At 62.6% G+C, this 18667-nt stretch carries 20 protein-coding genes and 1 pseudogene; 8 read left to right on the plus strand and 13 right to left on the minus strand.

The features are described from left to right. Positions 1–99: 99 nt before the first annotated feature. From KGA88_RS25640 to KGA88_RS25665, 6 genes are all read left to right on the plus strand, one after another. The gene (locus KGA88_RS25640) at positions 100–993 is read left to right on the plus strand and encodes a 2-hydroxy-3-oxopropionate reductase (protein ID WP_223595132.1); all 894 of its coding nucleotides are present in this window, start codon (positions 100–102) and stop codon (positions 991–993) included. Positions 994–1206: 213 nt separating this feature from the next. After that, on the plus strand, positions 1207–2487 hold the full coding sequence (locus tag KGA88_RS25645; protein WP_223595134.1) for a glycerate kinase: 1281 nt from the start codon (positions 1207–1209) through the stop codon (positions 2485–2487). Further along, positions 2477–3892 (plus strand): pyruvate kinase, encoded by a 1416-nt coding sequence (gene pyk, locus KGA88_RS25650; RefSeq protein ID WP_110662678.1) that lies wholly within the window; start codon positions 2477–2479, stop codon positions 3890–3892. The genes KGA88_RS25645 and pyk overlap by 11 nt, the downstream gene beginning before the upstream one ends. Positions 3893–4081: 189 nt before the next feature. Next, a complete protein-coding gene (locus KGA88_RS25655) occupies positions 4082–4996 on the plus strand; it encodes an urea transporter (protein ID WP_110661792.1) in 915 nt (304 codons plus the stop codon). Between the two features lie 21 nt (positions 4997–5017). After that, positions 5018–5842, plus strand: a complete 825-nt coding sequence (locus tag KGA88_RS25660; RefSeq protein ID WP_223595136.1) for an ion transporter — start codon at positions 5018–5020, stop codon at positions 5840–5842. A 93-nt stretch (positions 5843–5935) separates the two neighbouring features. Continuing rightward, a complete protein-coding gene (locus KGA88_RS25665; protein ID WP_110661794.1) occupies positions 5936–6934 on the plus strand; it encodes a sulfate ABC transporter substrate-binding protein in 999 nt (332 codons plus the stop codon). Positions 6935–7063: 129 nt separating this feature from the next. Here the strand turns inward: KGA88_RS25665 and KGA88_RS25670 are convergent, their stop codons facing one another. Both KGA88_RS25670 and KGA88_RS25675 read right to left on the minus strand, forming a co-directional pair. Then, positions 7064–7507, minus strand: coding sequence for a hypothetical protein (locus tag KGA88_RS25670; RefSeq protein WP_223595138.1), 444 nt, complete (start codon positions 7505–7507; stop codon positions 7064–7066). Between the two features lie 106 nt (positions 7508–7613). Further along, positions 7614–8243, minus strand: coding sequence for a hypothetical protein (locus KGA88_RS25675; RefSeq protein ID WP_110661796.1), 630 nt, complete (start codon positions 8241–8243; stop codon positions 7614–7616). Positions 8244–8478: 235 nt separating this feature from the next. Here KGA88_RS25675 and KGA88_RS25680 point away from each other — a divergent pair, with 235 nt between their 5' ends. Both KGA88_RS25680 and KGA88_RS25685 read left to right on the plus strand, forming a co-directional pair. Beyond that, complete coding sequence (locus tag KGA88_RS25680; protein ID WP_223595140.1) at positions 8479–9684, plus strand: MFS transporter; 1206 nt, start codon at positions 8479–8481, stop codon at positions 9682–9684. Between the two features lie 153 nt (positions 9685–9837). Next, the gene (locus tag KGA88_RS25685) at positions 9838–10557 is read left to right on the plus strand and encodes an SDR family oxidoreductase (RefSeq protein WP_223595142.1); all 720 of its coding nucleotides are present in this window, start codon (positions 9838–9840) and stop codon (positions 10555–10557) included. A gap of 255 nt (positions 10558–10812) precedes the next feature. Here the strand turns inward: KGA88_RS25685 and phnP are convergent, their stop codons facing one another. From phnP to KGA88_RS25740, 11 genes and pseudogenes are all read right to left on the minus strand, one after another. Beyond that, positions 10813–11562, minus strand: coding sequence for a phosphonate metabolism protein PhnP (gene phnP / locus KGA88_RS25690; protein ID WP_223595153.1), 750 nt, complete (start codon positions 11560–11562; stop codon positions 10813–10815). Continuing rightward, entirely contained in the window at positions 11553–12119 is a 567-nt protein-coding gene (phnN, locus tag KGA88_RS25695; RefSeq protein WP_110661741.1) for a phosphonate metabolism protein/1,5-bisphosphokinase (PRPP-forming) PhnN, read from the minus strand. Before phnN ends, phnP begins: the two co-directional genes overlap by 10 nt. Next, a complete protein-coding gene (locus KGA88_RS25700) occupies positions 12119–13264 on the minus strand; it encodes an alpha-D-ribose 1-methylphosphonate 5-triphosphate diphosphatase (protein WP_223595155.1) in 1146 nt (381 codons plus the stop codon). Before KGA88_RS25700 ends, phnN begins: the two co-directional genes overlap by 1 nt. Continuing rightward, positions 13254–13973 (minus strand): phosphonate C-P lyase system protein PhnL, encoded by a 720-nt coding sequence (gene phnL / locus KGA88_RS25705; protein ID WP_223595157.1) that lies wholly within the window; start codon positions 13971–13973, stop codon positions 13254–13256. The genes KGA88_RS25700 and phnL overlap by 11 nt, the downstream gene beginning before the upstream one ends. A 28-nt stretch (positions 13974–14001) precedes the next feature. After that, a complete protein-coding gene (gene phnK / locus KGA88_RS25710) occupies positions 14002–14808 on the minus strand; it encodes a phosphonate C-P lyase system protein PhnK (RefSeq protein WP_110661738.1) in 807 nt (268 codons plus the stop codon). Then, the gene (locus tag KGA88_RS25715) at positions 14805–15677 is read right to left on the minus strand and encodes an alpha-D-ribose 1-methylphosphonate 5-phosphate C-P-lyase PhnJ (protein ID WP_223595159.1); all 873 of its coding nucleotides are present in this window, start codon (positions 15675–15677) and stop codon (positions 14805–14807) included. The genes phnK and KGA88_RS25715 overlap by 4 nt, the downstream gene beginning before the upstream one ends. Further along, positions 15670–16746 (minus strand): carbon-phosphorus lyase complex subunit PhnI, encoded by a 1077-nt coding sequence (locus tag KGA88_RS25720; protein ID WP_223595162.1) that lies wholly within the window; start codon positions 16744–16746, stop codon positions 15670–15672. The genes KGA88_RS25715 and KGA88_RS25720 overlap by 8 nt, the downstream gene beginning before the upstream one ends. After that, entirely contained in the window at positions 16746–17336 is a 591-nt protein-coding gene (gene phnH / locus KGA88_RS25725; protein WP_223595164.1) for a phosphonate C-P lyase system protein PhnH, read from the minus strand. Before phnH ends, KGA88_RS25720 begins: the two co-directional genes overlap by 1 nt. Further along, positions 17336–17785, minus strand: a complete 450-nt coding sequence (gene phnG, locus KGA88_RS25730; protein ID WP_223595166.1) for a phosphonate C-P lyase system protein PhnG — start codon at positions 17783–17785, stop codon at positions 17336–17338. Before phnG ends, phnH begins: the two co-directional genes overlap by 1 nt. 11 nt (positions 17786–17796) lie before the next feature. Next, positions 17797–18501, minus strand: coding sequence for a phosphonate metabolism transcriptional regulator PhnF (gene phnF / locus KGA88_RS25735; protein ID WP_181432175.1), 705 nt, complete (start codon positions 18499–18501; stop codon positions 17797–17799). Between the two features lie 38 nt (positions 18502–18539). After that, positions 18540–18667 (minus strand): annotated as a pseudogene (locus tag KGA88_RS25740) (phosphonate ABC transporter, permease protein PhnE); the annotation flags it as partial.

Here is an 18667-nt window from a genome sequence, read left to right on the forward strand (position 1 = left end):
TGCTGGCGATGGAATCACCACGGTGTATCAGACAGTCCACATCGCCTGGATCGCCAGCAAGCCGGCTCCTACAAAAACAAATACAACGAGGATTTTCTCATGGCTAAAATCGGATTTATCGGCACCGGCATCATGGGCCACCCAATGGCGTTGAACCTGCAGAAAGCCGGTCACAGCCTGTTCCTGTCGGCGCACCACGACGCCGCCCCTGCCGACCTGGTTGCCGGTGGCGCCGTCGCCCTGGCGAACCCGAAAGAAGTCGCCCAGGAAGCCGAATTCATCATCGTCATGGTGCCGGATACCCCGCAGGTCGATGACGTGCTGTTCCGTGCCGATGGCATTGCTGCCGGTGTTGGCAAAGGCAAAGTAGTGATCGACATGAGCTCGATCTCGCCGACCGCCACCAAGGCTTTCGCGGCCAAAATCAACGAAAAAGGCGCGCAGTACCTCGACGCCCCGGTATCCGGCGGTGAAGTCGGCGCCAAGGCCGCGACCCTGAGCATCATGGTCGGCGGCGATGCCGACGCATTCGAACGCGCCCTGCCGCTGTTCCAGGCCATGGGCAAGAACATCACCCTGGTCGGTGGCAACGGCGACGGTCAGACCGCCAAGGTGGCCAACCAGATCATCGTGGCCCTGAACATCCAGGCCGTGGCCGAAGCCCTGCTGTTCGCTGCGAAAAACGGTGCCGATCCAGCCAAGGTGCGTGAAGCACTGATGGGCGGCTTCGCGTCCTCGAAGATCCTCGAAGTGCACGGCGAGCGCATGATCAAGGGCACCTTCGATCCGGGTTTCCGCATCAGCCTGCACCAGAAGGACCTGAACCTGGCCCTGCAAGGCGCCAAGGAGCTGAACATCAACCTGCCGAACACCGCCAACACCCAACAAGTGTTCAGCACCTGCGCGGCCATCGGTGGCAGCAACTGGGACCACTCGGCGCTGATCAAGGGTCTGGAACACATGGCGAACTTCTCGATTCGCGACAAGAAGTAAGCCCTGCCCCACCCGCATCAAACCTGTGGGAGCAAGACTGTTGCGAGGGGGCTTGCCCCCCGCTGGGCTGCGAAGCGGCCCCAAAATCTCTTGAACACCAAAGATTTTGTGAGTGCTGCGCACTCAAACGGGGGCAAGCCCCCTCGCCACACAACCCCGCTCCCACAGGAACCCGAGTTGCCCTTCAAATAACAAGAATTCCGGGAGCCCGCCATGTCGGTCGATCCGCAACAATTGCTGCGCGAGCTGTTTGCCACAGCCATCGACGCGGCGCATCCGCAACAAGTCCTCGAAGCCCATCTGCCTGCCGACCGCAGCGGTCGCGTGATCGTCATCGGTGCCGGCAAAGCCGCCGCCGCCATGGCCCAGGTGGTCGAGCGTTGCTGGCAGGGTGAAGTCACAGGCCTCGTGGTGACCCGTTACGGTCACGGCGCACCTTGCGAAAAAATCGAAGTGGTCGAAGCCGCGCATCCGGTACCGGACGCCGCCGGCCTGGCCGTGGCCAAGCGTGTGCTGGAGCTGGTCAGCGACCTCAGCGAAAACGACCGCGTGATCTTCCTGCTCTCCGGCGGCGGCTCTGCCCTGCTCGCACTGCCGGCCGAAGGCATCACCCTGGCCGACAAACAGTCGATCAACAAAGCCCTGCTCAAGTCTGGCGCAACCATTGGCGAGATGAACTGCGTGCGCAAGCACCTCTCGGCAATCAAGGGCGGTCGCCTGGGCAAAGCCTGCTGGCCGGCCACTGTCTACACCTATGCGATTTCCGATGTGCCGGGCGACCTCGCCACGGTCATCGCCTCCGGCCCTACCGTGGCCGACCCGAGCACCTCGGCCGAAGCCCTGGCGATCCTCAAGCGCTACGCCATCGAAGTTCCGGTCTCGGTGCGCAACTGGCTGCAAAGCCCCGAGTCGGAGACCGTCAAACCCGGTGATCCGAGCCTGGCCCGCAGTCATTTCCAGTTAATCGCCCGCCCGCAGCAATCCCTTGAAGCGGCGGCGGTGAAATGCCGTCAGGCCGGGTTCAGTCCGCTGATCCTCGGTGACCTGGAAGGCGAATCCCGCGAGGTGGCGAAAGTCCACGCCGGCATCGCACGACAAATCGTCCTGCACGGCCAGCCACTGGCGGCCCCCTGCGTGATCCTCTCGGGTGGCGAAACCACCGTGACCGTACGCGGCAATGGCCGTGGCGGGCGCAACGCCGAGTTCCTGCTCAGCCTGACCGACAGCCTCAAGGGCCTGCCTGGCGTCTACGCGCTGGCCGGCGACACCGATGGCATCGACGGCTCCGAAGACAACGCCGGCGCGATCATGACCCCGGACAGCTACGCCCGCGCCGCCGCGCTGGGTTTGAGCGCCAGCGACGAGTTGGACAACAACAATGGCTACGGCTACTTCGAGGCGCTCGACGCGCTGATCGTCACCGAGCCGACCCGTACCAACGTCAACGACTTCCGCGCCATTCTGATCCTTGAGAGCACTAAACATGACGCCTGATAAAAAGGTCAAAATCCTCGCCACCCTGGGTCCTGCCATCGACGGCATCGACGACATCCGTGAGCTGGTGCTGGCCGGGGTCAACATCTTCCGACTGAACTTCAGCCATGGCGATCACGCCGACCACGCCCAGCGTTTTCAGTGGATCCGTGAAGTCGAGCGCCAGCTCAATTATCCATTGGGCATTCTGATGGACCTGCAAGGCCCGAAACTGCGGGTTGGCAAGTTCGCCGAAGGCAAAGTGCAACTGGTCCGCGGCCAGGCCTTGCGCCTGGACCTGGATGCGACGCCGGGCGATGAGCGCCGGGTCAACCTGCCGCATCCGGAAATCATCGCCGCCCTGGAGCCGGGCATGGACCTGCTGCTGGACGACGGCAAATTGCGCCTGCGGGTAGTGACCAAGTACGCCGACGCCATCGACACCACCGTGCTCAATGGCGGCGAACTGTCGGACCGCAAAGGCGTGAACGTGCCGCAAGCGGTGCTCGACCTGAGCCCGCTGACCGCCAAGGATCGCCGCGACCTGACCTTCGGCCTGGAGCTGGGTGTGGACTGGGTGGCGCTGTCGTTCGTGCAACGTCCGGATGACATCCGCGAAGCCCGCACCCTGATCGGTGACAAGGCGTTCCTGATGGCCAAGATCGAGAAGCCGTCGGCCGTTGAGCAACTGCGCGAGATCGCCGAATTGAGCGACGCGATCATGGTCGCCCGTGGTGACCTGGGCGTGGAAGTGCCGGCCGAAAGCGTGCCGCAGATTCAGAAGAACATCATTAGCACCTGCCGCCAGCTCGGTAAGCCGGTGGTGGTGGCGACGCAGATGCTCGAGTCGATGCGCTTCTCACCGGCGCCAACCCGCGCCGAGGTAACCGATGTCGCCAACGCGGTGGCCGAAGGTGCGGACGCGGTGATGCTGTCGGCGGAAACCGCGTCCGGCGAGTACCCGCTCGAAGCCGTGCAGATGATGAGCAAGATCATCCGCCAGGTGGAAAACGGTCCGGACTACCAGACTCAACTCGACGTCAGCCGGCCGAAGGCCGAGGCGACTGTTTCCGATGCGATCAGCTGCGCCATTCGCCGCATCAGCAACGTGCTGCCGGTGGCGGTGCTGGTGAACTACAGCGAGTCGGGCACGTCGAGCCTGCGGGCTGCGCGGGAACGGCCGACCGTGCCAATCCTAAACCTGACGCCGAACCTGCAGACCGCTCGTCGCCTGACCGTGGCCTGGGGCGTGCACTCGGTGGTCAACGACCGCCTGCGCCAGGTCGACGAAGTCTGCTCCACGGCGCTGGAGATCGCCCAGGCCCAGGGCATGGCGCAGCGTGGCGACACGTTATTGATCACCGCCGGTGTGCCCTTTGGGCAGCCGGGATCGACTAACTCTTTGCGTATCGAGACGCTGATATAAAGAACAGCTTTTGTGGCGAGGGGGCTTGCCCCCGTTCGACTGCGTAGCAGTCGTCTTTCGGCATGACGGGTTCCACAGAGAAACCGCATTCACCGGATTTGGGGCCGCTTCGCGACCCAACGGGGGCAAGCCCCCTCGCCACAGACTTTTGCAAGACCATGGCTTTTCCTACTGCCCCCAGACCTCATCATGCCTGCCAACCATTTCAACACCCACTGCCCCGACTGGGCCGAAGCGATGCTCAACGGCTTCAGCCAGATCTTTCTCCAGCGCAATCCGCTGTGCGGCCTGCTGTGCCTGCTGGCCATTTTGTTCACCGCGCCCGCCCTGCTCGGCGGCGCCTTGCTCGGCGGTGTCGCCGGGTTGCTCACCGCGCAACGTCGCAACTATGCCAAGGCTGATCGTCAGGCCGGTCTATACAGCTACAACGGCGTGCTGCTCGGTCTGCTGCTGAGCCTGTACTTCCCTTGGTCGGCGATGATGCCGCCACTGATTCTGGCCGCCGGTGGCCTGAGCGCGATGATCACCCAGCAGTGGCTCAAGCGCGTCCGGTTCAGCCAATACCTGCCCGCCTACACCGCCCCCTTCGTTGGACTGGGCTGGTTGCTGCTGTGCTTCGCCACGCCCTCGACAGAGGCGCACTTGATCGAAGTCAGCACGCTGAACATGCTCGCCGCCCCCCTCAAAGGCATTGGCCAGGTGATGTTCCTGGGTCACCCACTGGCCGGTGCAATGATTGCCGCCGGTTTGCTGATTGCCGATCGCCGCGCCTTCTGCTGGGCAATGCTGGCGTCTGTCGCGGGCATGGGCTGGAGCCTGCTGCACCACGATTTCTACACCGCACTGCTGGGCCTCGGTGGCTACAACGCCGTACTGGCCGCCCTCGCCTTTAGTTCGCAGCGCCGCCAACCGTGGCTGCCGCTGGTTGGCATCGGCCTGGCATTGCTGCTGACGCCGGTGTTTGCCGCCATCGGCCTGCCCACGCTGACCGCACCGTTCATACTTGCCGGCTGGCTGATCCGCTGCGTTGTGCAAATGCTCGGCAAGGCTGCAGTCGAAAGCGCGCCTTGCGCTACCGGGGAGAATCAACCTAGGCTGCGCTGATCATTGAGTCAGGCGTTACCCATGGACAGCAGCAAACACTGGCGTGAAGACCTTTACGTCATGATTTTCCATACCGACACCCAGGCGGGTCGGCGCTTCGACGGCATCCTGCTGTTGATCATCCTCGCCAGCCTGGTGATCGTGATGCTCGATAGCATCGACAGCATTCACCGCAACTACGCCGATGTACTCGCCTATATCGAGTGGGGTTTCACGGTGATCTTCCTCGGCGAGTACATCCTGCGCCTGTATTGCTCGCCCAAGCCCCTGCGCTATGCCTTCAGTTTCTATGGGCTGGTGGACCTGCTGGCCATCGTGCCCGGCATCCTCGCGCTGTATTACGCCGATGCGCAGTACCTGTTGATCATCCGCATCATCCGGATGCTGCGGATTTTCCGCGTACTCAAGCTCAGCCCATACCTCAAGCAAGCCAATTACCTGATGTCGGCGTTGCGCGGCAGCAAGCAGAAGATCGTGGTATTCCTGGTCAGCGTCTGCACCCTGGTAACGGTGTTCGGCACGCTCATGTATGTGATCGAAGGCCCGGAACACGGCTTCACCAGCATTCCCAAGGGCATCTATTGGGCAATCGTGACCCTGACTACCGTGGGCTTCGGCGACATCGTGCCGAAAACGCCGCTGGGCCAGGTGGTTTCGTCGCTGGTGATGATCACCGGTTACTCGATCATCGCCGTGCCAACCGGGATTTTCACCGCTGAACTGGCCAACGCCATGCGCGGCGATCAGCTTCAACACGACTGCCCGGTGTGCAAGAAAAACAGCCACGAACACGGCGCCGCGTTCTGCTCCCGTTGCGGCAACGCGCTGTTCAAAAAACTGGAATAAGCAAAGAGCTTTTTAATCTTTAAAGGACTATGCGAGCCCAGTTATAGTCGCTGGCAAAATGCCCCATCTTTTAAATAGAACAAGGATTGCGCAGTGAAAAAACTCTTTGGCGCCTCTTTTCTGGCCGCTGGCCTGGCACTGACCAGCATGGCTCAAGCCGCACCGACCCTGCTCAACGTTTCCTACGACGTGATGCGCGATTTCTACAAGGACTACAACACTGCGTTCCAGAAACACTGGCAAGCCGAGCACAACGAAAACATCACCCTGCAGATGTCCTTCGGCGGCTCCAGCAAACAGGCGCGCTCGGTGATCGACGGCCTGCCGGCTGACGTGATCACCATGAACATGGCCACCGACATCAACGCCCTGGCGGACAATGGCAAACTGGTGCCGGACAACTGGGTCACGCGCCTGCCGAACAACAGCGCGCCGTTCACTTCGGCCACGGTGTTCATCGTGCGCAAGGGCAACCCGAAAGCCCTGAAAGACTGGCCGGACCTGCTCAAGGACGGCGTCCAGGTCATCGTCCCGAACCCGAAGACCTCCGGTAACGGCCGCTACACCTACCTCTCGGCCTGGGGCTACGTGCTGAAAAACGGCGGTGACGAGAACAAGGCGAAGGAATTCGTCGGCAAGCTGTTCAAGCAAGCGCCGGTACTCGACACCGGTGGCCGTGCCGCGACCACCACCTTCATGACCAACCAGATCGGTGACGTGCTGGTGACCTTCGAGAACGAAGCGGAAATGATCGCCCGCGAGTTCGGCCGTGATCAGTTCGAAGTCATCTACCCAAGCGTTTCCGCCGAAGCCGAGCCACCGGTATCGGTGGTCGACAAGACCGTCGACAAGAAAGGCACCCGCGCCGCCGCCGAAGAATACCTGAAGTACCTGTGGTCGCCGGAAGGCCAGGAGATTGCCGCGGCGAACTACCTGCGCCCGCGTGACCCGGCCGTGCTGGCCAAGTACACCGACCGCTTCCCGAAAGTGGACTTCCTGTCGGTCGAAAAGACCTTCGGTGACTGGCGCACCGTGCAGAAGACCCACTTCAATGATGGTGGGATTTTCGACCAGATCTACAGCGGTCAGTAATCGCCTGAACACTGCAACTCCTGTGGGAGCGGGCTTGCTCGCGAAAGCCGCGTAACAGTCGACATAAATGTTGAATGTGATGCCCTCTTCGCGAGCAAGCCCGCTCCCACAGTTTTTTCGCCTGCTGTTTCAGCTCAGATTTCCGCAGAAAATGGCCTGGTGACCGTCAGCCGGGCTCTCACGCACCACCAAGGCGTAGCCGCCGGCTCGAAGGGTCTCGACGGCGACTGGTGCGCTCTTCCAGAAAGACTGGTGCGAGGCCGCAGAATAGAACCGCGCATTGGGTCCGTCGTTCATGTCATAGGCCGGTTTCGCACCCAGGTTCTCGCATCTGCCCGGATAGATGTAAGCCATCAAGCGGCCCGGCAGCGCGCTGCCCATGGGCTCGCCACTGAGCGCAAACCAGAACACGGTGTCATGCCCACTGGGCATCATGATCGGCCGGCCAATATTTCCGGCATTGATCGAGGTGCCATTCAGGGGAACGTTGGTGACTTGGCTTTCAGGCACTGTCGAGCAGCCACAGAGCCCGCCGACCGCTACAACTAACGCCAGCGAAGATACGATTTTCATCGTGATACTCCCGCTTGTAAGGACACATTGAAGTGATCCCCCCTGTAGATTCTAGCTGTCGGGGCCATGCGGGTTTTTCTTCGGATGGCCGGTTGCCACGTGCCGGCTACATCGGCGGCGTCACGCCATCCTTGCCCGCCGAGATGGACTGGGCGGTGAGCGTGCCGTCAGCACTCTGCGTCACAAAGGTGACGATCTTCACGCCGACCTTCAACAGGCTGCGATCGGCCGGCACCAGATTGACGATGGGGACGTCTTCGGGCACCAGGATCTTCTGTTGGCCGCCCTTGTAGTTGACGGTCAGCACCCGACCATTGCTCACCACCAGGTCGCCGACGCTGCCGTTGGTCATGCTGCTGCCCTTGACCAGGTCAAACGGCCGATGACCGTCGCCACTGCCGGCCAGTTCCGGCGGAAAAACGTGGACCTCCAGGGCCTTGAGGGTGCCATCTTCCTGGGGAATGGCCGCGGAGCCAATGTAGCTGCCGGGTTTGATGTCTTCGATGTTGGCCAGGGTCACGGCACGGACCTTGGTGTCCCGGGTCAGGTTGATCACCAGGTTGTCACCGCTGTTGGCATGGACTTTCAGAACGTCCGCATTGACCCCGGTGATCTCGCCGCGCACGCCGATGCGCATACCCGGTGCATCCTCGGCCTGGACCAGCCCGGCGTTGAATACACTGATCAAGGTGGCGACTGAAACCCAGCGAATCAGCTGACGGAACTTCACATTCATGGAGCAGCCCTCCGGTTATGAGACATGGAGAGAGAACATAAGCACGCTATCGAAGCAGATGTAAGTGAATGTATCATTGAGCCTTGATGTTCTGACGCAAGGCAGTTCGGCGGACGACACACGCGTCCGTCAATCATTCCGCAATGGAATGATTACTATCACTCCAATCCCGCTTCCGCCGATTCAGCCGGCCCATTAGCCTGCGCGCATTCCTTTCCGTACAGCGAGACCCGTTATGAACCCAGCAACCCAGGTGCCCCACGGCACCGCGACAATGACCCGAGGCATGGTGCTGCTGTTCGCCTTCTGCTGTGGCGCCATTGTCGCCAACATCTACTACGCCCAGCCGATCATCGGCCTGATCGCTCCGGATATCGGCCTGACCAACACCATGGCCAGCCTGATCGTGTCCCTGACCCAGATCGGCTATGCGCTGGGGCTGTTCTTCCTGGTGCCGCTGGGGGATCTGCTGGAAAACCGCCGGTTGATGATCATCACCACGCTGGTGGCAATCGCCAGCCTGCTGGGTGCGGCGTTTACCGATCAGCCGAACGTGTTTTTGCTGATTTCGCTGTTGGTGGGGTTCAGTTCGGTTTCGGTGCAGATCCTGATTCCGCTGGCCGCGCACCTGGCGCCGGAAGAGACCCGTGGCCGTGTGGTGGGCGGGATCATGGGCGGTTTGCTGCTCGGCATTCTGCTGGCTCGTCCGGTGTCCAGCGTGGTGGCCGACCACTTCGGCTGGCGGGCGATGTTCATGATTGCCGCCGTGTTGATGGCAGCCATCAGCATTGTGCTGGCCGTGACCATACCCAAGCGCGAGCCTGATCACAGTGCCTCCTATGGCCAGTTGCTGGGCTCGTTGTGGACGCTGTTGCGCCAACAACCGGTGCTGCGCCAGCGTGCCTTTTACCAAGGCTGCATGTTTGCCACTTTCAGCCTGTTCTGGACTGCCGTACCGCTGGAACTGGCGCGCAATCACGGTTTGTCGCAAAGCGAGATTGCGATCTTCGCGCTGGTGGGCGCCATCGGCGCCATTGCCGCGCCCATCGCCGGACGCCTGGCCGATGCCGGCCATACCCGCATCGCTTCGTTGCTGGCGCTGCTGTTCGCCAGCCTGAGTTTTTTGCCGGCATTTATCCATCCGGTGTACAGCGTCATCGGCCTGGCGGTGACCGGCGTGGTGCTCGACTTCTGCGTGCAGATGAACATGGTCCTCGGCCAGCGCGCGGTCTACGCCCTCGATGGCAAAAGCCGCAGCCGCCTGAATGCGCTGTACATGACCAGCATCTTCATCGGCGGTGCCTTCGGTTCTTCGGTGGCCAGCGCTGTGTACGAACACGGCGGCTGGTTGTGGATCGTGATCGTCGGCAGCGCGTTTCCGCTGCTGGCGTTGCTGCGGTTCCTGAGTGTTTCGCAGAAGGGTTCGCTGGCGACGGCTTAGTTCAATCGCCGCCCGCAGATGGCGTGATCTGTTGCGCCGGGGTCAACCCCGATTACACTCGATGCCCAGAGCCTGAAGCGATGCTGGATACGATTCGCGGCTGACCCGATCAAGTGCCGCCCGGCCGGCGGCATGCCCTTACAAGGAGTAGCCATGACCCGACGCACCTTTCTCATCACCGGTGCCAGCAAAGGCATTGGCCGGGCGGTGGCCGAGCATCTGGACCGGGCCGGTCATCGCGTGGTGGGCATTGCCCGCAAGCCCGACCTGACATTTCCCGGCATTCTGTTTCCGCTGGACCTGAGCGACCGGACACTGGCCAGGGAAGTGCTGGCGGATCTGGCCCAAACGTACGAGTTCGATGGATTGGTGAACAACGTCGGCCTGGTGCGCCCGCAAGCCCTCGGTGAAATCGATCTGGATACCTTCGACGACGTCATGCGGGTCAATCTGCATTCGGCCTTGCAGGCCACCCAGGCGCTGTTGCCGAACATGCGCGCCAAGGGTTGGGGCCGGGTAGTGAACGTTTCCAGCCTGACGGTACTCGGAATTACCCAGCGCACGGCTTATGCCGCGGCCAAGGCGGCGCTGGTCAGCTTCACCCGCTCGTGGGCGCTGGAACTGGCGCAAAGCGGTGTCACTGTGAATGCGGTGGCGCCGGGGCCGACCGAAACCGAACTGTTCCGCGCCAATAACCCGCCGGGCAGCGAAGGTGAAGCGCGGTATCTGGCCAGCGTGCCGATGGGCCGCCTGGGGCAACCCCAGGAAATTGCCTCGGCGATTACGTTTCTGTTGTCGGAGCAGAGCGGCTTCATCACCGGGCAGACGCTGTTTGTCGATGGCGGTGCTTCCGTGGGGAAAGCCGCGTTCTGATCAACGCCACCTGACAAATGTGGGAGCGGGCTTGCTCGCGAAGGCGGACTGACATTCAACATCAATGTCGACTGATACTACGCATTCGCGAGCAAGCCCGCCCACACTGGATCTTCACAGCCATTCGACCTGCACAAGGACCTCCAATGGACCGCCTCGTCGCAATGGAAACCTTCGTCTACGTGGTGGAGACCGGCTCGTTTTCCGCGGCGGCCCGTTTCCGGGCAATGTTCTGAAAATCACCACACCTGATCACTACAACACACACCCATCAAACCCGACCCTGACATTCGCCGGCAATTCACCCCGGTGCTGCATCAACCAGGCATCCAGGGTATGCCCGACATGGGTCAACACCGCCGACTTCGGCTGCAACTCGTCGATGCACTGCAAGGCCAGGTTCAAATCATTGTGATTGCGCGGGGCCTGGGGTTGCGGTGGCAGGGAGCAATCCAGCACCAGCACATCCAGTGGTTCATGCCGCAGCCAGTTAAACGTGTCCGGCGGCAAGCCTACGGTGTCGGTCAGGTAGGCGATTCGCCGCCCTTCTCCTTCCAGCAAATAACCGAGGGTCGGTTTCGAGTGTTGCAGCGGCAGCGCAGTGACGCTGAGCGCGCCGAACTGCCGGGTTTCGAAGCCTTCGAAGGGTTGGCTGAAATCGAGAATGCCGGGGTGTTTGTAGAGGTCGGCCAGGCCTTCCGGGTCCACGGGACCGTGGACTGGAATCACCAGGCCCTGGCCCCAGCGCAGATGCAACAGGCCCTGGGCGTGATCGGCGTGGTAATGGGTCTGGAAAATGCCGTTGAAACTGTGCGGCGGGAACCGTTCGCACAGGTCAGGCAAGCCGCTGTCGATCAACCAGCGCTGATCACCGCACTCGATCAGCGCGCTGCACGGTCGACGCTGCAAGCGCTCATCCTTGCGGGCCGCATCGCAAGCCACACACTCACAGCCGTAGACCGGGACTTGCCGGGCATCGCCGGTGCCCAGCAACGTCAAACGCATGGGGTTTGCTCGTCAATACAGGCCAACAAGCGTTCGACTGTAGACTCCAGCTGCCCGGAGTTGTCGAGCAGGTGCACGGCCGAGTCCTGCGCCAGCAGCTGCTCGTTGAATCGGGCATTGCGCGCCAAACGCTGATCGATCTCGATCAGCGACTCACGTCCACGCTCCAGCAGTCGTTGACGCAACACGGCCTGATCCACGGTCAGCAACAGCACCAGCACATTCGGATAACGCAGCCGGGTGTTCTGCAAATGCCCCCGCGAGCCATTGACCAGTACGTCCTGGCCGCCGGCCAGCCAATCGTCGATTTCCCGCCCGATGCCATAGGACAATCCATTGGCGTGCCAGCTCAGGGCAAACGCGCCCCGGGCTTCCATGTCGGCAAATTGCTGCGCGCTGACGCCCAGCGCCGCCTCGCCCACGGCTTCGGCCGAGCGGGTAATGACCCGCCGCACGATACGGCAACCGCGTTCGGCCAACCGCGCTCGCGCCGCATCCAGCAGGCTGTCCTTGCCCGAACCTGAAGGCCCGATGAGATAGATCAACCTGCCCGACATCAAAACACCCTCTTCGCTTGTCGCCATACTTGCTGGACCACTGGCAGACCGTCCTGACTACGCGCTTGCAGCAGATCAGCCCGCAAGCCCGGGGCAATCTCGCCACGATCGTTCAGGCCGGCGGCCCGGGCCGGATTCAGGCTGACCATGCGCACCGCTTCGGCCAGACCGATCCGCTCACTCTGCGCCGCCAGCGCGAACGCCGATTGCAGCAGGCTTGCCGGGTAGTAGTCGCTGGACAGAATATCCAGCAAGCCTTCGGCGGCAAGCTCAGCGGCGGCCACGTTACCCGAGTGCGACCCGCCGCGCACGATGTTCGGTGCGCCCATCAACACATTCATGCCGTGCTCCCGGCAACCGCGCGCGGCCTCGACGGTGGTCGGGAACTCGGCGATGGTCATGCCGTAGCGCGCCGACTCCTCGACATGGGCCAGGGTCGCGTCGTCATGGCTGGCCACCGACAGGCCAAGGGCCAGGCAATGCTCGACAATCGCCGCGCGGTAGCGGTCGCTATAGGTGCGCGAGTTGGCCATTTGCAGCGCGATGAACTCGTCCATCTGCGTGGTGGTCAAGTGGTACTTGCCCATGTAGTACTCACGGTACTTGGATTCCAGCACGAACTGGCGCTGACCCGGCGAGTGGTCCATAACAGACACCAATTGCACCAGCGGGTTCTCCACCAGATCGCGGAACACGCTGAGGGTGTCCGGGTGGCACAGCTCGCAGCGCAAGTGCAGACGGTGTTCGGCACGGGTCAGCCCGGCGTCGGAGGCTTTGGCGATGGCGTCGAGCATCGCCGGCAGTTTCTGCATGCGATTGCCCTTGGGATTCACATCGCCGATGGACACCGCGTCGAACACCGTGGTGATGCCTGCCGCGATGATCTGTGCATCGTGACTGAGCACCGCCGGCACCGACGGCCAGTCCACACCGGGACGCGGGGTCATGTGGCGCTCCAGGTTGTCGGTGTGCAACTCCACCAGGCCCGGCAGCAGGTAATCGCCATTGAGGTCCAGGGCCTGGGGCAAACGACTTGGGCCTTCGGCAACCTCGGCGATCAAGCCGTCGCGCAGCAACACGGTGCCGTAGAACACACGGTCGGCGGTGACCAGTTGGGCATTGCTGAGGATCTGCTCAACGGACATCGGCGTATTCCTTTTCAGTCACAGCGGCTGGAGTCATGTCGAGATGGCGGTCGGCAACCGCCTCGCGGGCGACGCGGTCGTGGAAGATGCCGATCAGCGCGGCACCGGCGTTCTTGGCTTCGTTCATCAGTTCCAGCACCACCTGGCGATTGCTGTCGTCGAGTGATGCAGTCGGTTCGTCGAGCAACATCACCGGCCAGGCCACCATGAAGCCGCGGGCGATGTTGACTCGCTGCTGCTCACCTCCGGAGAAGGTGCCGGGCGCCAGCTGCCAGAGGCGTTGCGGGATGTTCAGGCGAGTGAGCAAGGATTCGGCACGTGCTTGCGCCTGCTCTTTCGACCAGCCACGGGCCAGGGCCGGCTCCATCACCACATCCAGGCACGCCACTCGCGGGATCACCCGCAGGAACTGACTGACATAACCCAGGGTGCGCTGGCGCACTTGCAGAATGTCCCGGGGCTCGGCACCGACCAGCTCCCGCCATTGGCCGTCGTGCTGCACGCAGATACTGCCGCCCGCCGGCAGGTAGTTGCCGTACAAGGTGCGCAGCAAGGTGCTCTTGCCCGCGCCGGACTGGCCGTGCAGCACCAGGCATTCACCGGCCGCCACACTGAAATCCACCCCGCGCAGCACATTGAGGACTACGCCGTTCTGCTGATGCAGGGTGAAGGTTTTCGAGAGGTCACGGACCTCGATCAAGGTATTCATCGCAGGGTTTCCACTATTGAACGGGGCTTCACGGCTGCAACACCGAGGACACCAGCAGTTGCGAGTAAGGGTGCTGCGGATCGTCGAGGATCTGATCGGTCAGCCCGGTTTCCACCACCCGCGAGCGGCGCATCACCATCAAGCGGTCAGCCAGCAGACGCGCCACCGCCAGGTCGTGGGTGACGATCACCACGGCAAGGTCCAGCTCACGCACCAGCCCACGAAGGAGGTCGAGCAAGCGCGCCTGCACCGACACATCGAGGCCACCGGTCGGCTCGTCCATGAACACCAGGCGCGGACTGGACACCAGATTGCGGGCGATTTGCAGGCGCTGCTGCATGCCGCCAGAGAAGGTCCGGGGCAAATCGTCGATGCGCTGAGGATCGATTTCCACCTGGCTCAGCCAATCCAGCCCTGCTCCGCGCAGCTGCTGGTAATTGCGCACGCCCTGGGCCATCAACCGCTCGCCGATGTTGGCCCCGGCGGACACCCCCATGCGCAAACCGTCTCGTGGGTTCTGCTCGACAAAACCCCATTCGGTGCGCAGCAAGGTGCGCCGCTCGGCTTCGCTGGCGCTGTACAGGTCCAGCCATTGGCCCTGTTTGTCGCGGTAACCGATGTTGCCGTGCTGGGGCGTAAGGCGGCCGCTGAGCAAGGACAGCAAGGTCGACTTGCCCGAGCCGGATTCGCCGACAATTCCCAACACTTCGCCGGGGTACAAATCGAAGCTGACGTCCTGACAACCCTTCTCCGGCCCGTACAACAGGGACAGGTCGCGCACTCGTAGCAGGGGTTCGGTGGACACGGACAGATCGTTTTTCAGCGCCTGGTTCATTGGCCCTGCTCCTGCTGGCTGACGCGCTGGGCGCAGTAATAGGTGTCGGAACAGACGAAGCTCTGGGTGCCGGCGTCGTCGAGAATCAGCTCGTCGAGGAACGATTCACGGCTGCCGCAGATGGCGCAGCACTCTTCCCACTTCTGCGCTTCGAAGGGGTGATCCTCGAAGTCGAGGCTGGTGACCCGGGTGTACGGCGGCACCGCGTACAAACGCTTCTCCCGGCCGGCGCCGAACAGCATCAACGCCGGGCTCATGTCGAGTTTCGGGTTGTCGAATTTAGGGATTGGCGACGGGTCCATCACGTAGCGCTCGTCGACCATCACCGGGTAGGCATAGGCTGTGGCAATGTGACCGAAGGTGGCGATGTCCTCATAGAGCTTGACGTGCATGACCCCGTAATCGTTGAGGGCGTGCATGGTCCGGGTCTCGGTTTCCGACGGTTCGATAAAACGCAGCGGCTCGGGAATCGGCACCTGATAGACCATGATCTGGTCGGCATGCAGCGGCGTTTCCGGGATGCGGTGACGGGTCTGGATCACCGTGGCATCGGGCGTACTTTCAGTGGTTGCGACGCCAGCGGTGCGGGCGAAGAAGCGGCGAATCGATACGGCGTTGGTGGTGTCGTCCGCACCCTGGTCGATGACCTTGAGCACGTCATCGTCGCCGAGAATCGCGGCGGTCAACTGCATGCCACCAGTGCCCCAGCCGTAGGGCAACGGCATCTCGCGGCCGCCGAACGGCACCTGGTACCCCGGGATCGCCACGGCCTTGAGCAAGGCGCGGCGGATCATGCGTTTGGTCTGCTCATCGAGGTAGGCGAAGTTGTACGCTGCATCGCGCACCGGTGCCTGGCTCAAGTCATTCATGGTTTTGTCCCTCGGCAGGCTTGCGCAGTTTGCGGATCAGTTCCAGTTCGGCCTGGAAGTCGACGTAGTGAGGCAGCTTGAGGTGCGAGACGAAGCCTGCGGCCTCGACGTTGTCGCAGTGCATCAGCACGAACTCTTCCTGCTGCGCCGGGGACACGATCTCTTCGTTGTATTCATCAGCGCGCAGCGCTCGATCGACCAGCGCCATGCCCATGGCCTTGCGCTCGGCGTGTCCGAAGGCCAGGCCGTAGCCACGGGTAAACTGCGCCAGCTCCGTGGCCGAGCCGACAAACTGGTTGACCATCTCGCACTCGGTGACTTCGATGCAGCCCAGGTTAATCGGGAAGCCCAGCTCTTCCGGGTCGATCCACACCTCGACTTCACCGATGCGAATTTCCCCGGCGAACGGGTGATTGCGGCCATAACCACGCTGGGTCGAATAGCCCAGCGCCAGGAGGAAACCTTCGTCGCCACGGGCCAAGGCTTGTAGACGCTGGGCTCGATTGGCGGGCAGCTCCAGCGGATCGCGGGTGATGTCCGCCACGCTTTCGCCGTTGTCGGATTCGGTCTTGATCAAGCCTTCCTGTGCGAGCAAACCGAGGACGCGCGGGCAAGCTTCGAGGCTGGAATCTGGATTGACCTGCGGCCCCGGATGCTCGCCTTCGGCCAACAGCGCGAAGTCCAGCAGACGATGGGTGTAATCGAAGGTCGGGCCCAGCAGTTGGCCGCCCGGCACATCCTTGAAGGTGGCGGACAAACGCCGGCTGAGTAGCATGTTCGCGGTATCGATCGGCAGGCTCGGGCTGAAACGCGGCAACGTGGTGCGGTAGGCACGCAACAGGAAGATCGCTTCCACCAGATCCCCCGCGGCCTGCTTGATCGCCAGCGCAGCAAGTTCTTCGTCGTACAGCGAGCCTTCACTCATCACCCGCGCCACCGCCAGCGGCAGTTGCTGACGGATCTGCTCGACGCCGAGCTCAGCGACCGAAGTATCGCCCCGGCGCTTTTTCGCCAGCAGTCGGTGGGCATTGTCGATGGCCTGTTCGCCACCCTTGACGGCTACGTACATCAGGCGCGCTCCTCTGCGATGCGGGTGCTGCGGGGCAGGCCGATCAGGTCATGGCCGGCAGTGAAAAACAGGTCAAGGCCACGGGGGAATTCGTTGCGCTGTTCACGTTCGCACCAGAAGCCATCGGCCAGCGGCAGCGCGACGCCGTGTTCGCTTTCGATCCCCGGCCCGCGCCACTTCAGCCCTGCCCCTCCGTCGAGGCTCGGCAGTTGAACCAGCAAGGTGCAGGACTGATCAGGGTAACGGTCGTTGCCTGTATCGAAGCCGCTCAGATCGAGCAGATCGTCAGCGGCAAGCAAGGCAAACCGCGCGTCTTCACGCTGGGCGGTCAACGGGCAACCACAATGGAACGCCAGGTTGGCGCGGATCAGTGGGGTGTCGAAGGACGGCGCCAGCCACAGCGGCGTGTCGACATCCAGCAGCGCCAGGCACAGCGCGTAAGTCGCAGGCTCCAGCCCATCCAGGCGCGGCGTGGCTTGCAAGGTCTGGATCACACCGGGGCCGGCCAAGGCTTTAAGGGCTGCGCGAAATCCGCGCTGGGCATCCAGCACCGGGTCGGCGAACGCCGGTTGCAACAGCTGTGCGCTCATCAGCTTTCTCCTCGCACGAGGGTGAAGAATTCGACTTTGGTGGCGGCGGTTTCCGCCTCTTTTTGCGCCCGGCGTTCGGCCTGGACAGTCGCCAGCGACGTGATCATTTCCGCCAGCCAGTGGCGCTGTTGCGCGCCCTGCAAATGCGCATCGGCCAAGGCGGCCAGTTCGGCGTGGACCTTGTCGCGACCCGCCAGGTAGCTGTAACCGGTACGGCCATCGGCCAGGCGCACCACGCAGCGGGTCACGCTCATTTCACCGACGTTGAACGGCGCGCCATTACCGCCCATACGGCCACGGACCAGGGTCATGCCGATTTCCGGAGCACGGATCAGTTGGTACTCGACATCGCGCAATGCGTCTTCGAAGGGCTGCAATTCGCTGCGTCGGGCGCGGGCCAGCACGCCGATCCAGTGCTGCCGTTCAGTTTGAGGAACCGGGTTTTGCATTGAGTTCTCCATCAGGTGACGACCTGGTACTGGAAGCGATCCGAACGGCTGGTGGACTGGGCCAGCTCCACGGCACGGCCGTCGCGATCGCGGGAAAGGGTGAACACGCTCAGGGCCGGCAGATGCCGGGGCATCAGCAGCAGCGCGGCCTCTTCGCGGTTGGGCAAACGGGCGCCGATCAGGCTCTGGGTACGGGTCAGCGGCAAGTCCCGTTCGCGCAAGTACTGGCGCAGGGAGCCGCCGGTGTAGTCGGCCAGCAGCGGCGCGTGGCTGGCGCAGTAGCGATGGCGGATCAGGCTGACCGGTTGGTTGTCGAGCTTGCGCAAGGTCTGCAACTCGATCATCGGTGCCATCTCGGCAAGCCCTAAATGCTGCGCCTCCTCACGGCTGGCGAAGCAGTAGCGGCGCTTGAGCAACAGCGCTTCGACGCCATGCCCCTGGGCCGACAGCGACTGGCTGTAGGCACTGTCGGCAGTCATCGAATAAATCAGCGGCCGCTCCAGCACCTGGGTGCCCTTGCCCTGGCGACGCAACAGGCTGCCTTCAAACACCAGTTCATCAATGGCGCGGCGCAAGGTATGGCGGTTGACCCCGAAGCGTTCGGCCAACATCACCTCCCCCGGCAGGAAATCCCCGGCGCGGTAATCCGCCAGCTCCCGACGCAGGATGTCGGCCAATTCGCGGTACACCGGCTCATCTTGTCTAGACAAGTTCATGCGTTAAAAAAAGCGCCCGCGGGCACCCCTCCGAAAAATCAGATGAACTGCTTGCGCAGGCGTTGCGAGAGGATGTCGATCAGGCTGACGACGACGATGATCACCAGCAGTACCGCGCAGGTTTGAACGAACTGGAAAGCGCGGATGTTCTCCCAGAGAATCACCC

The sequence above is a fragment of the Pseudomonas sp. A-R-19 genome, assembly GCF_019956575.1.
Taxonomy (GTDB): domain Bacteria; phylum Pseudomonadota; class Gammaproteobacteria; order Pseudomonadales; family Pseudomonadaceae; genus Aquipseudomonas.